Source organism: Lysobacter sp. 22409, assembly GCF_052045105.1.
GTDB classification, from domain to species: Bacteria; Pseudomonadota; Gammaproteobacteria; order Xanthomonadales; family Xanthomonadaceae; genus Lysobacter; species Lysobacter antibioticus_B.
On the sequence record NZ_JBQEOE010000008.1, the window covers coordinates 35,188 to 48,392 of the forward strand.

14 protein-coding genes are annotated in these 13,205 nt (G+C 67.5%); 10 read left to right on the top strand and 4 right to left on the bottom strand.

Going from position 1 to position 13,205, the window contains the following annotated elements; all coding sequences use genetic code 11:
* Positions 1-649 precede the first annotated feature (649 nt).
* The 5 genes from coxB (at position 650) to ACTJJK_RS06185 (ending at position 5,019) form a co-directional block, all read left to right on the top strand.
* A complete protein-coding gene (gene coxB, locus ACTJJK_RS06165) occupies positions 650-1,606 on the top strand; it encodes a cytochrome c oxidase subunit II (RefSeq protein WP_031371304.1) in 957 nt (318 codons plus the stop codon).
* Between the two features lie 26 nt (positions 1,607-1,632).
* Positions 1,633-3,258 carry a cytochrome c oxidase subunit I gene (gene ctaD / locus ACTJJK_RS06170; protein ID WP_031371303.1) on the top strand — a complete coding sequence of 542 codons (1,626 nt, stop codon included), beginning with the start codon at positions 1,633-1,635 and terminating at the stop codon, positions 3,256-3,258.
* A gap of 87 nt (positions 3,259-3,345) precedes the next feature.
* Positions 3,346-3,477, top strand: coding sequence for a hypothetical protein (locus ACTJJK_RS06175; protein ID WP_255611049.1), 132 nt, complete (start codon positions 3,346-3,348; stop codon positions 3,475-3,477).
* Positions 3,474-4,091, top strand: a complete 618-nt coding sequence (locus tag ACTJJK_RS06180) for a cytochrome c oxidase assembly protein (RefSeq protein ID WP_223621488.1) — start codon at positions 3,474-3,476, stop codon at positions 4,089-4,091. Before ACTJJK_RS06175 ends, ACTJJK_RS06180 begins: the two co-directional genes overlap by 4 nt.
* Before the next feature lie 49 nt (positions 4,092-4,140).
* Complete coding sequence (locus ACTJJK_RS06185; protein ID WP_057919357.1) at positions 4,141-5,019, top strand: cytochrome c oxidase subunit 3; 879 nt, start codon at positions 4,141-4,143, stop codon at positions 5,017-5,019.
* Positions 5,020-5,307: 288 nt separating this feature from the next.
* Here ACTJJK_RS06185 and ACTJJK_RS06190 read toward each other — a convergent pair whose 3' ends face one another.
* Positions 5,308-5,535 (bottom strand): twin transmembrane helix small protein, encoded by a 228-nt coding sequence (locus tag ACTJJK_RS06190; protein ID WP_031371300.1) that lies wholly within the window; start codon positions 5,533-5,535, stop codon positions 5,308-5,310.
* A 105-nt stretch (positions 5,536-5,640) separates the two neighbouring features.
* Between ACTJJK_RS06190 and ACTJJK_RS06195 the strand changes: the two genes are divergently transcribed.
* The 5 genes from ACTJJK_RS06195 (at position 5,641) to ACTJJK_RS06215 (ending at position 10,545) form a co-directional block, all read left to right on the top strand.
* Complete coding sequence (locus ACTJJK_RS06195; protein ID WP_440729772.1) at positions 5,641-6,360, top strand: SURF1 family protein; 720 nt, start codon at positions 5,641-5,643, stop codon at positions 6,358-6,360.
* A gap of 7 nt (positions 6,361-6,367) precedes the next feature.
* Positions 6,368-6,937, top strand: a complete 570-nt coding sequence (locus tag ACTJJK_RS06200; RefSeq protein ID WP_440729773.1) for a hypothetical protein — start codon at positions 6,368-6,370, stop codon at positions 6,935-6,937.
* Between the two features lie 121 nt (positions 6,938-7,058).
* Positions 7,059-8,246 carry a COX15/CtaA family protein gene (locus tag ACTJJK_RS06205; protein ID WP_051884656.1) on the top strand — a complete coding sequence of 396 codons (1,188 nt, stop codon included), beginning with the start codon at positions 7,059-7,061 and terminating at the stop codon, positions 8,244-8,246.
* On the top strand, positions 8,246-9,178 hold the full coding sequence (gene cyoE, locus ACTJJK_RS06210; protein ID WP_036148252.1) for a heme o synthase: 933 nt from the start codon (positions 8,246-8,248) through the stop codon (positions 9,176-9,178). Before ACTJJK_RS06205 ends, cyoE begins: the two co-directional genes overlap by 1 nt.
* Positions 9,179-9,246: 68 nt before the next feature.
* Entirely contained in the window at positions 9,247-10,545 is a 1,299-nt protein-coding gene (locus ACTJJK_RS06215) for a Xaa-Pro dipeptidase (RefSeq protein ID WP_031371295.1), read from the top strand.
* Between the two features lie 25 nt (positions 10,546-10,570).
* Here ACTJJK_RS06215 and ACTJJK_RS06220 read toward each other — a convergent pair whose 3' ends face one another.
* From ACTJJK_RS06220 to ACTJJK_RS06230, 3 genes are all read right to left on the bottom strand, one after another.
* The gene (locus ACTJJK_RS06220; protein WP_440729774.1) at positions 10,571-11,569 is read right to left on the bottom strand and encodes a bile acid:sodium symporter family protein; all 999 of its coding nucleotides are present in this window, start codon (positions 11,567-11,569) and stop codon (positions 10,571-10,573) included.
* A 291-nt stretch (positions 11,570-11,860) separates the two neighbouring features.
* Positions 11,861-12,235 carry a hypothetical protein gene (locus ACTJJK_RS06225; protein WP_031371293.1) on the bottom strand — a complete coding sequence of 125 codons (375 nt, stop codon included), beginning with the start codon at positions 12,233-12,235 and terminating at the stop codon, positions 11,861-11,863.
* Between the two features lie 22 nt (positions 12,236-12,257).
* Positions 12,258-13,196, bottom strand: coding sequence for a DNA/RNA non-specific endonuclease (locus ACTJJK_RS06230; protein ID WP_440729775.1), 939 nt, complete (start codon positions 13,194-13,196; stop codon positions 12,258-12,260).
* Between the last annotated feature and the right edge of the window lie 9 nt (positions 13,197-13,205).

A 13,205-nucleotide genomic window follows, 5' to 3' on the forward strand; every position in this document is an offset into this window, starting at 1 on the left:
GCGCGGCGCTCGAGCGCGTCGGCGGACCGTCGTGGGCGACGGTGGAAGAGACGTTGGTGGACATCGGACCCGGCACTGGGGTGGGAAGTCGGGCATTTTAGAGCTTTCTATCGGTCGCGGCCTGTACCGGATCGGTTCGGGGCGGGCCCGGCGCGAGAGCGCCGTCGCAAGGCCGGCCAACCGGTCGGCCAACCGGTCGGCCAACCGGTCGGCCAACCGTCAGCCGCCGCCATCGGATCAGCAGCATCGGATCAGCGCCGGACCCGGCCGCCGCGGCTGCGGCGAGCGGCCCGATCCGCGCGTTGCGCGCGCCGGACCACCGCAACTTGCATCCGTCACGCTTGCGATCGGCCGTCGCCGACATTCGTATGAGGCGCCGAACTGGCGCGCAAAGCCTGTCGCTGCGGGGCGCAGGCGGTCTCCGGACCGATTGGGGCTAGCACCTCCGGGTTGCCGCAAGACGGGGCGGCCGCTACCATTTCTCGGTTATCCGTAGCGCCGATCCCGGCGTGATGGGCCCTCGACAGGGCTCGCCAGCCACCTTCTTCCGCACAGCCTCACGCCCAGGACATCGGCGCGGACGGGGCGGGAGGGGCAGCCCGCGGAGCACGAAAACGAAAACCACACTGATTTTTCGGGGCTCGAACTGATGAAAGCCGGTCGTTTCAAGCAGTGGGCAGCGGGCGTCGCCGCATCGGCGTTGCCTGTCCTTGCGTTTGCTCAGGCGGCCGATCCCAAGCCGTGGCAGCTGAATATGGGCAAGGGCGTGACCGCCCAGTCGATGAACGCCTACTCGGCGCACATGTTCGCGCTGTGGGTCTGCGTGGTGATCGGCATCCTGGTCTTCGGCGCTATGGCCGTGGCCATGTTCAGGTTCCGCAAGTCCAAGGGCGCCGTCGCCGACAAGGACTTCACCCACAGCACCAAGCTCGAGATCATCTGGACCGTGGTGCCGGTGGCGCTGCTGGTGCTGATGGCCTTCCCGGCCACCAGCAAGCTGATCGCGATGTACGACACCCGCAACGCGGCGATGACGGTCAAGGTGACCGGCTTCCAGTGGATGTGGAAGTACGACTACCTCGGCGAGAACGTCTCCTTCACCAGCCGCCTGGACCGCAAGAGCGACCAGCTGCGCCAGGCCGGCAAGCTCGTCACCAAGGCCGACCACGAGCACTACCTGCTCGACGTCGACAACGTCCTGGTGCTGCCGACCGACACCAAGATCCGCTTCGTGATCACCGCCGACGACGTCATCCACGCTTGGTGGGTGCCGGCCCTGGGCTGGAAGCAGGACGCGATCCCGGGCATCGTCAACGAAGCCTGGACCGAAATTAAGGAGCCTGGCGTCTACCGCGGCCAGTGCGCCGAGCTGTGCGGCAAGGACCACGGCTTCATGCCGATCGTCGTGCGCGCGCTGCCCAAGGCCGAGTATCAGCAGTGGCTGGCCGAGCAGAAGGCCAAGAACGCGCCGGCGCCCGCCGCCGCGCCGGCGGCTCCGGCTGCAGCACCTGCGGCCGCTCCGGCCGATGCCGCTCCGGCTTCCGCCGCAGCCCCGAACACCGACACCACGACCGCCGCGGCTCCGCACGCAGCGGTCGTCGGTTGATCGTCAGCATTCTCTAGAGGTAGGCCATGGCAGCCACGCACCCCGTCGCCGATCATCACGATCACCACGATGATCACGCCCACAAACAGGGCTTCATCGAGCGTTGGTTCTTCTCGACCAACCACAAGGACATCGGCACGCTGTACCTGATCTTCAGCTTCGTCATGTTCATCATCGGCGCGGCGATGTCGGTGGTGATCCGTGCCGAGCTGGCCGAGCCGGGTCTCCAGCTCGTCAATCCCGAGTTCTTCAACCAGATGACCACCATGCACGCGCTGGTGATGATCTTCGGCGGCGTGATGCCGGCCTTCGTCGGCCTGGCCAACTGGATGATCCCGCTGCAGATCGGCGCGCCGGACATGGCGCTGCCGCGCATGAACAACTGGTCGTTCTGGATCCTGCCGTTCGCCTTCACCCTGCTGCTGATGACGCTGTTCCTGCCGGGCGGCGCTCCGGCCGGCGGCTGGACCCTGTACCCGCCGCTGTCGCTGCAGGGCGGCAACAACGTCGCCTTCGCGATCTTCGCCATCCACATGATGGGCATCAGCTCGATCATGGGCGCGATCAACGTCATCGCCACCATCCTCAACATGCGCGCCCCGGGCGTGGACCTGTTGAAGATGCCGATCTTCTGCTGGACCTGGCTGATCACCGCCTTCCTGCTGATCGCGGTGATGCCGGTCCTGGCCGGCGCGGTGACGATGCTGCTGACCGACAAGTTCTTCGCCACCTCGTTCTTCAACGCGGCCGGCGGCGGCGACCCGGTGATGTTCCAGCACATCTTCTGGTTCTTCGGTCACCCCGAGGTCTACATCATGATTCTGCCGGCGTTCGGCGTGGTCTCGGAGATCATCCCGACCTTCGCCCGCAAGCCGCTGTTCGGCTACCAGGCCATGGTGTACGCGACCGCTTCGATCGCCTTCCTCTCGTTCATCGTGTGGGCCCACCACATGTTCACCGTCGGCATGCCGCTCGGTGGCGAGATCTACTTCATGTTCGCGACCATGTTGATCGCGGTGCCGACCGGCGTGAAGGTGTTCAACTGGGTCACCACGATGTGGCGCGGCTCGATGTCGTTCGAGGCGCCGATGCTGTGGGCGATCTCGTTCGTGATCCTGTTCACCATCGGCGGTTTCTCGGGTTTGATGCTCGCGATCGTGCCGGCCGACTTCCAGTACCACGACACCTACTTCGTGGTCGCGCACTTCCACTACGTGCTGGTGACCGGCGCGCTGTTCTCGATCATCGCCGCGGTGTACTTCTGGTGGCCCAAGTGGACCGGCCGCATGTACAGCGAGCCGATGGCCAAGTTCCATTTCTGGTGGACGATGATCTTCGTCAACCTGCTGTTCTTCCCGCAGCACTTCCTGGGCCTGGCCGGCATGCCGCGCCGCATCCCGGACTACAACGTGGTGTTCGCGGACTGGAACCTGATCAGCTCGATCGGCGCGTTCGGCATGTTCGTCACGCCGTTCATGATGGCCTTCATCCTGTTGCGCTCGAAGAGCGTCGGCGCCAAGGCCGAAGCGCGGGCCTGGGAAGGCGCGCGCGGCCTGGAGTGGACGGTGCCGAGCCCGGCCCCGCACCACACCTTCGGCACGCCGCCGGTGATCCGCGACGGCGACCTGGCCCACGGCGACATCACCCACTGAACCCGACAGGACACAGGACCCCGCGACGGGCCCCGGCAGTGAGCGCTTCGATCCGATAGCGCGCCTCCGCGGCCCAGGCGAATCAAGATGACCCAGTCCCACGACCAGCACGATCTCGCCCACCGCCGTTCGGCCGCGCGCCGCACCGCGCTGTGGTTCGGGCTGGCCGCGGTGGCGGTCTATGTCGCCTTCATCCTGACCGGGGTGCTGTCGAAATGAGCGCCGACGACGCCAAGGCCAACGCCGAGGTCCGCCGCCAGGCGAGCCCGAAGATGACCCGGCTGATGGTGCTGGTCGCGTTGGGTGCGTTCGGTTTCACCTTCGCCCTGGTGCCGATGTACCGCATCGCCTGCGAGAAGGTGTTCGGCATCCGCCTGGAGCGCGGCGTGGTCGATGCCCAGGTGGCGGCCGCGCCCGTCGCCGACCGCATGGTCACCGTGCAGTTCGACGGCAGCGTCAATTCCAAGCTGCCCTGGGACTTCAAGCCCCACCAGTTCAGCATGCAGGTGCGTCCGGGCGAGCAGTACGAGACCACCTACTACGCCCGCAACACCACCGACCGCGCCATCGTCGGCAGCGCCTCGCCGTCGGTCGCGCCGGCGCGGGCTTCGGGCTATTTCAACAAGACCGAGTGTTTCTGCTTCACCGCCCAGACCCTGCAGGCGGGCGAGTCGCGCGATATGCCGGTGCGTTTCATCGTCGATCCGAACCTGCCGGCCGAGATCAAGACGATCACGCTGTCCTACACTTTCTCCAAGAACGACGTGCTCACGGCGCGCCTGCAGCAGGGATCGGTGTCCAAGACCGCATCCTCGCCGCTGTCGGCGCCGTAAGCGGCTCAGCACCATTCAAACCAGCACCACTTATCACTGGAACGCCGCCATGGCCCACGCTCACACGCCAGACGCCAACATCTACTACGTGCCGCACAGCAGCCGCTGGCCGTTCCTCGGCTCGATCGGTCTGTTCACGACCATGATCGGCGTCGCCAGCTGGCTCAACGAAGTCAGTTGGGGCAAGCCGGTGTTCTTCGTCGGCCTGGCGATGATGGTCGGCGTGCTGTTCGGCTGGTTCGGCGATGTCATCCGCGAATCGGTGCGCGGCAACTACAACAAGCAGGTCGACGTCTCGTTCCGGATGGGGATGATCTGGTTCATCTTCTCCGAGGTGATGTTCTTCGCCGCCTTCTTCGGCGCGCTGTTCTACGCGCGCAGCCTGGCCCTGCCGTGGCTCGGCGGCGAAGGCGACGGCGTGATGACCAACAGCCTGCTGTGGCCGCAGTTCAGCGCCGCCTGGCCGAGCAGCGGTCCGGCCGCGGTCGGTGGCGTGTTCGAGACCATTCCGGCCTGGGGCTTGCCGCTGCTCAACACCCTGATCCTGCTGACCTCGGGCTCCACGGTTACCGCCGCGCACCACGCGCTCAAGGGCGGCCACCGCAAGGCGCTGCTGTTCTGGCTGGGCCTGACCGTGCTGCTGGGCTGCCTGTTCCTGTTCTTCCAGGCCGAGGAATACATCCACGCCTACACCGAGCTCAACCTGACCCTGGGTTCGGGCATCTACGGTTCGACCTTCTTCATGCTCACCGGTTTCCACGGCCTGCACGTGACCCTGGGCACGATCATGCTGGCGATCATCTGGTTCCGTTGCCTCAAGGGCCATTTCGACAAGGACAACCACTTCGCGTTCGAGGCAGTAGCCTGGTACTGGCACTTCGTCGACGTGGTCTGGCTGGGCCTGTTCCTGTTCGTCTACGTGCTGTAAGCGCGACGCGGCGGAATCGGCAAAATCACGACGAGGGCCGGCGCTGCCGGCCTTTCGTTTTTTTGTTATTGCTGCGGGGCGGCGTCTACGTCGTTCCGCGAAGACGGGCGTTGCTTTACTTCGGCGCAGCCGGACATCCAGCGTCTTTCGTACGGGAACGCTTGAAGTCGTTGGATTCCCGCCTGCGCGGGAATGACGTTCTGTAAAGAAGCGTCGCCCGCGCGGTTTTTACGCTGCATCGCCGTGATCCGCCCGCCGTGCTCGCTCAGCCAAGCCGGCCTGCCAGGATCAGTTCGGGTTGGAGCCGATCCCGTGCGGTTCGATCCAGCCCATCCACATCGCGAACAGGATGATGGCGATCAGCGCGACGGACAGCGCGATGCGACGGGTCAGCGCATTGACCGTGCGTTTGCTCTGGCCCTTGTCCACCAGCATGTAATACAGGCCTGCACCCAGGTTCCAGAGGATGACGATCAGGAAGCCGACCACCAGCAGGATCTTCAGCGACTCGTTCACCGCGGGCTCCTCAAGTGCGCGCCGGGCGCGCGCGGATGCATTTGCGGCGCGCAAAGCGCGCGCAGATGCGCTGCGCGGATTATCGCAGCCCGCCGGGAGGATGTGGTGAGCCGTCGCGGCACCCTGCTGTTCGGCTGGATGCTCGCGCTCGCCGCGATCGCGCTGTTCGCCAACCTGGGGCTGTGGCAGGGCCGGCGTGCGGTCGAGAAGCAGGCCATGCTCGATGCCGCCGCCGCGGTCCTGAACGAGCGCACGCCGCGGCCGCTGGCTGCGGCCGACGATCCCACCCGGTCGCGTGACTACGACTGGGCGGTGGGCCTGGGCCGGTTCGACCGGCGTGGCGCCCTGCTGCTCGACAACCAGCAGCGCAACGGCCGCGCCGGTGTGCGCGTCTATCGTATTTTCGTGCCGGCGCAGGGCGGGCCGATGCTGGTCGACCTGGGCTGGTTGCCGCTCGGCGGCGATCGCAAGCTGCCGGCCATCCCCCAGCCCGAGGGCGAGCTGGCCTTGCGCGGGCTGCTGGCGCCGCCGCCGTCGACCGGTCTCGCACTGGGCCCGGGCATCGGCCGCGAAGGCGAGGGCTGGCTGCTGACCCGGGTCGACCCGAAGGCGATCGCCGAGGCCACCGGCCTGTCGGTGCCGCTCGCACCGCGCGTGCTGCGCCTGGACCCGGCGCTCGAGCTCGGTTACGAGCGCGACCTGGAACTGCTCGCCAATACCTTGCCGCCGGACAAACACCGCGGCTATTCGCTGCAGTGGTTCGCGCTCGCCCTGGCGGTGCTGGCGACCGCCCTGATCCTCACGTTCCGTCCTCAGCGTCGATAACCCACCGATGAACACACCCGTGAATTCCTCGCAGCGCAATCGCAACCGCCTGGTGCTGGTGCTGATCGCCGCGTTCTTCTTCGTGCCGATGCTGATCGCCGGGGTCATGCGTTTCACCAACCATCACCCGGCGGTGAGCCGCCAGCACGGCGAACTGCTCGAACCCAAGCCCGACTTGCGCGCGCTGCAGCCGCGCCTGGCCGACGGCAGCGTCTATGCCTGGAACCCGCCGGCGCGGATCTGGCGCATCGTGGTCGCGCCGGCGCCGGATTGCGCCGAGGCCTGCGTCGCGTTGTCGCAGCAGTTGGACACGGTCTGGCAGCTGTTCGGCAAGGACGCCGACCATGTCGAAGTGCTCTGGCTCGGCGAGCCGCCGGCCGGCGCCAAGCGCCCGGCCAGCCTGCGCGTGCTCGGCCCCTCGCCGGAGCTGCGCGCGCAACTGCCGCGCCTGAGCGACCCGGCCGGCGTGCCGCTGTACGTGGTCGACCCGAACGGCTTCGTGATTCTGCGTTACGCTCCCGGCACCGATCCGGGCGGGCTGCGCGCCGACCTGGCCAAGCTGCTGAAACTGATGTGAGCGGCGGCAAGAACGGGCGCGCCGGAGCGGGACGTCGGGAACGGCATGAAACGAACCAAGTCGCCGGGACTCGCCCGGCCGCACGAGTGTTGCAGCAGAGTTGGGTAGGAACGAGTTTCGAATGAGCGTAACCAACAAGCCCGGATCTTCGGATCCGTTCACGAACGGCCTGAGCAAGACCGGCCTGTCGAAGAATTTCCATCGCATCGCCTGGCTGGCGGTGGCGCTGGCGCTGTGCGTGATCGTGTTCGGCGCCTTCGTGCGCCTGTCCAACGCCGGCCTGAGCTGCCCGGACTGGCCGACCTGCTACGGCCGCGCGGCCTGGCCGACCAGCGCCCACGAGATCACCGACCACGTCGCCACCGCGATCCGGCCGGTCGAGGTGCACAAGGCTTGGCGCGAGCAATTCCACCGCATGATCGCCGGCCTGCTCGGCGTGCTGGTGTTGATCCTGGCGTTGGTGTCGGCGCGCAAGCGTGCCTACGGCGTGCCGCAAGTGATCGCAGCGGCCGCGGTCGTGGCGGTGGCCATACCGCTGTACATGAAAGGCCAGCACGTCGCCGCCTCGGCGCTGGCGATCGTCGGCGAAGCCATCCTGCTCGCCGCGGCGCTGCGCTGGAGCAACACCGATCTGTCGCGGGTGTCGGCGCTGACCCTGGCGGTGATCATCTTCCAGGCCCTGCTCGGCATGTGGACGGTGACCTGGCTGCTCAAGCCGGTGGTGGTCATGGGCCATCTGCTCGGCGGCCTGCTGACGTTCTCGTTGCTGGTGTGGACCGCGTGGCGCGCGATCGGCCACCCGATCCGCCTGGCCGACGCGGCCAACGTACGCCGTCTGATCATGCTCGGCATCGGCGTGCTCGGCGTGCAGATCGCGCTTGGCGGCTGGACCAGCGCCAACTATGCCGCGCTCGCCTGCGGCAACGATTTCCCGACCTGCGTCGGCCAGTGGTGGCCGCGCCACGACTTCGGCGAAGCCTTCGTGCTGTGGCGCGGCATCGGCGTGGACTACGAGGGCGGCATCCTCGACGGCGAGGCCCGCATCGCGATCCAGCTGGCCCACCGCATCATGGCCGGCGTGGTCTTCGTCTATCTGCTGGGCCTGACCGTGAAGCTGTTGCGCACACCCGGCATGCGCGGCTGGGCGAGCCTGCTCGGCGCGCTGACCCTGGCCCAGGTCGGCCTGGGCATCGCCAACGTCAAGCTCGGCCTGCCGCTCGCGGTCGCGGTGGCGCACAACGCCGGCGCCGCGCTGCTGCTGTTCGCGCTCGTCTCCCTGCTCGCACGCCTGCGTACGCCGGAGGCCTGATGAATACCGCCAAGCGCCCGACCGCCAAGCAGTACTGGGACCTGACCAAGCCGCGCGTCGTCGCGCTGATCGTGTTCACCGCCTTCGTCGGCATGTTTCTGGCCGTGCCGGGCTTGCCGCCGTTGCGCGAGTCGGTGCTCGGCTTCTTCGGCATCTGGCTCGCAGCGGCCTCGGCCGCGACCATCAACCAACTGCTGGACTCGCGCATCGACGCCAAGATGGCGCGCACGTCGTGGCGGCCGATCGTCGCCGGGCAGGTCTCGCCGACCCAGGCGCTGGTGTTCGCGCTGATCCTGGCCGCGTTGTCGATGACCATCCTGGTGGTGTGGGTCAACGCGCTGACCGCATGGCTGACCTTTGCTTCGCTGATCGGTTATGCGGTGGTCTACACCGTATTCCTGAAGCGGGCCACGCCGCAGAACATCGTCATCGGCGGCATCGCCGGCGCGGCGCCGCCGCTGCTCGGCTGGGCCGCGGTCACCGGCATGCAGGGCGAGTGGGACTGGGCCCATGCGCTGTTGCTGGTGCTGATCATCTTCGTGTGGACGCCGCCGCATTTCTGGGCGCTGGCGATCTTCCGCCGCGCCGACTATGCGCGGGCGATGGTGCCGATGCTGCCGGTCACCCATGGCGTCGAATACACCCGCTGGCAGATCCTGTTCTATACGATCCTGCTGACGGTCGTCTCGGTGCTGCCGTGCGTGTTCGGCATGAGCGGTTATTTCTATCTGTTCGGGGTGTTGGTGCTGGACGCGGTGTTCCTATACCACGCCTGGAAGCTGATGAACCCGCCCGACGAACTGTACGCGATGCGGGTTTTCAACTACTCGATCGTCTACTTGATGGTGTTGTTCGCATTCCTGCTGATCGATCACTGGCTGCCGTCGTCGATGCAGTCGGCGCCGTTGTTCGAGCTGCAGCGGATGCGCTGACCGCCCGCGCCGCGCGGGCGTCCAATCGCGCGCCGCACCGGCGCCTAATCGCAAGGGGAAGGTCGTCGATGAGAAACCGGATCGCGTGTTCGATCATGGCGCTGTTGCCGCTGTCGGCGGCCGATGCCGCGCAGGCGCAGGACGCCGCCGCGCCGCCGCGCGAACTGGTGGTCACCGCGGCCAAGCTGTTCGATTCGCGCAGCGGGCGCCTGCTCGACAACCCGCAGGTGCTGATCCGCGACGGCCGCATCGTCGAAGTCGGCCGTGCCGGCGACGCCGCGCCGGCCGGCGCTCGACGCCTCGACCTGCCCGGCATGACCCTGCTGCCGGGCCTGATCGACATGCACACCCATCTCGATGCCGACCCGACCTACGGCGGCTACACCAGTCTGCAGTTCAACGACCGCTTCTGGTCGGTGCTCGCGGTCAAGCACGCTCAGGACACGCTGGCCGCCGGCTTCACCACGGTGCGCAATCTCGGCGCCGATGCCTGGAACGATGTCGGCCTGCGCCAGGCCATCGACGAGGGCAAGCTGAGCGGCCCGCGCATCGTCTCGGCCGCCTACGGCTTCGGCGCCACCGGCGGCCATTGCGACTCGACCTTCTTCCCGCCGTCGATGCAGCAACGCAGCCCTTACAACGCCGACTCGCCCGAGCAGGCGCGCCAGCACGTGCGCGAGCTGCGCAAGTACGGCGCGCAGGTGATCAAGATCTGCGCCACCGGCGGCGTGTTCTCGCGCAACACCGAGCCGGGCCAGCAGCAGTTGAGCCTGGAGGAAATGAAGGCGGTGGCCGACGAGGCGCATCGCTGGGGGCTCAAGGTCGCCGCGCATGCGCACGGCACCAGCGGCATCAAGGACGCGATCCGCGCCGGCATCGACACCATCGAGCACGCCAGCCTGATCGACGAAGAAGGCATCCGCCTGGCCAAGCAGCACGGCACCTGGCTGTCGATGGACATCTACAACACCGACTACACCCAGGCCGAGGGCAAGAAAAACGGCGTGCTCGAAGACAATCTGCGCAAGGACCGCGAAGTCGCCGACGTTCAGCGCGAGAACTTCCGTCGAGCCCATCAGGCCGGGGTGAAGATGGTCTACGGCACCGACACCGGGGTCTATCCGCACGGGCAGAACGGCCGCCAGTTCGCGGTGATGCAGCGCTACGGCATGAGCGCGGCCCAGGCCATCCAGGCGGCGACCGCGAACGCGGCCGAAGCGCTGGGCAGCCAGGACGTCGGCGTGATCGAGAAAGGCCGCTGGGGCGACATCATCGCGGTCGCCGGCGACCCGACCCGGAACGTCGCCTTGCTCGAAGCCGTGCCGGTGGTGATCAAGGGCGGCGAAGTGGTCAAGGACGCGCGCTGAGCGCTTCGGCCGAGGGCGGCGGGGTTCAGTCGGCGACCCGTTCGGGCACCGCCGCGGTGTTCGCCTTGCGCGCATAACGGCGCGCGACCTGCGCGCAGACGATCAGCTGGATCTGGTGGAACACCATCACCGGCAGCACGATCGCGCCGAGCGCGCTGCTCGCGAACAGGATCTTGGCCATCGGCACGCCGGTGGCCAGGCTCTTCTTGGAACCGCAGAACACGATCGCGATTTCGTCCTCGCGCGAAAAGCCGAGGCGGCGCGCCGCGAAGGTCGTGGTGAGCATGACCGCCGCGAGCAGCAGCGCACATACGCCGAACACGACGTATAAAGCCTGCACCGGCGTGCTCTGCCACAACCCGGTCGCGACCGAGGCGGCGAACGCGGTGTAGACCACCAGCAGCACCGTGCCTTGGTCGGTATAGCGCAACAGCGCGCGCCGGCGCTCGACCCAGCCGCCGATCCAGCGCCGCAGCAGATGGCCGGCGACGAAGGGAAGCAGCAATTGCAGGGTGATCTTGGCGATGGCCTCGGCTGGATCCGCCATCGCGCCCTGTGCGCCGGCCAATGCGCTCATCAGCAAGGGCGTCAGGAACACACCGAGCAGGCTCGATGCCGAGGCGCTGCACACCGCCGCGGGCACGTTGCCGCCGGCCATCGAGGTGAAGGCGATCGAGGACTGCACGGTCGAGGGCAGGGTGCACAGGAACAGCAGCCCCAGGTACAGCTCCGGCGTCAGCAAGCGCCCGGACAAGGGTTTCAGCGCCAGGCCGAGCAAGGGAAACAAGACGAAGGTGCTGGCGAAGATCAACAGGTGCAGGCGCCAATGCAGCGCACCGGCGAGGATCGCCTCGCGCGACAGGCGCGCACCGTGCAGGAAGAACAGCGCGGCGATGGCGATATCGGTAAAGCCGTCGAGCGCCGCGGCCGGGGCGCCGCCGAGCGGAAACCACCAGGCCAGCGCGACCGCCGCCAGCAGAGCCAGGGTGAAGCTGTCGACGCGCAGTCGCTGGAAAAAACTCATCCGGTGCTCGCCTCGATGCGACGCTCAGGCAGACGTCCCGCATTCTGACCGCAGGCCGCACAGCGGTCCACGGCGCAAGCCGGCACCGCTGCAAGGGTAGGAGCGGCGCGAGCCGCGACCCACCGCAGAAGTGCACGCCAGCGTCGTGTCCGAAGACCGGTCAGACGGCTCGAAACAGCCAGTGCCAGTCGAACATCCGGAGCTTCGACGAATTGCGCTTTCGATCGACGCTGCGGGCGGTCGCGGCTCGCGCCGCTCCTACTCCAAAGCCGGCCGGGTTCGATCAGCCGTTCAGCACGGACGCACGCGCTCGGCGATCTCGGCGACGCTGTCGGGGGTGACGTACCAACGGCCCGGATCTTCGTACTCGAAGTCGATCGCGACTTCGGCGTCGGCGCGGTGGATGCGCACGATGCAGACCCGCCACGGCGCCTTGCCGGCGACCTGGGTAACCTTGCGCAGTTGTTCCAGGCGGTTCTCGATCTCGACACCCGACGGCGTCAGCGGTTCGCCCGGCTGGCCCTTGTCGTAGCGGAAGCCGTTGAGGCGGCTGATGCCGTCGCCGTACCAGGCGATCAGCGCGTATCCGTCCCAGGGCCGTTCGCTGGCCTTGGGGTCGACCACGATCAGGCGCGCGATCTCGCCGAGCAATTCGTCTCTGTTCATGTCCTGCCTTGAGCGTGTCGATTTAGGAAGCGGCTGCGATCAGGTCATCCATCTGTCCGACGTCGACCCGGTCGTAGCTCTGGCCGGCGCGGTTCTCGAAGGTGACGCGCTGATCGTAAACCCTGCCGCCGTCGGCGGGATCGATCACGTCGTAGGAAATGCGAACACGGTCCGGTCGGTCGGCTTCCCGCGGGCTCAGGTCGATGCTGATGCGCACGTCCATGCCCTTGTCGACCCAGGCCGCCCATTCGTTCTCGAGCGTCTTGTAGGCGCCCATGTTGAAGTTGCCGTTCTGCGGGAACAGGTTCTTCAGGCCCTGGTCGGTGACGAAGCGGTGGCCGAACACATGCCCGCCCTGGTCGCCTTCGACGCCACGGTCGGCGGCGGTGCGCTGCGCCTGGGTCTCGTCGTCGCTGCGCTCGATCCCGCTGAACACGGTGCGCAAGGTGCCTTCGGCATGGATCGGCCGGCCTTCGTCGTCGACAGTCCAGCGTGCGTCGTTGACCTCGCCGGTGTCGGGGTTGACGACCGTCGCCGAAATCTCCTCGGTCTCGCCGCGCGCGCGGTCGCTGAGACCGAGCCAATCCTTGAGCCGGCCGATCAGGCCGTCGTCGTCGGCGTTACCTGCGCCCTCGGCATAGGCGGCGTGCACCTCGGGGCCGCTGCGGCGATCGACCGCGGCGGCGATGCCGTCGCGCCCGAACGCGGCCTCCAGCTTGCGCAACTGCGGCGCGTCGAGCTTGCCGGCGAGTTCGTTGGCGAGGGTTTCGCGCTCGGCCACGGGCATCGCCTCGACCTCGCTGCGCAAGCCGCTCAATTGCGGCGCGGTGAGCGCATCGACCGCGCCGCGCGCCTGCGCCGGATCGGTGCTGCTCAGGGTCTGCGCGATCGATGCGGCAGGCGGTTCGATGCCCGGCGACGAGCCGTTGAGGTGGACGTTCGGGCTGATCGGGTCGGTCATCGGGCGGGG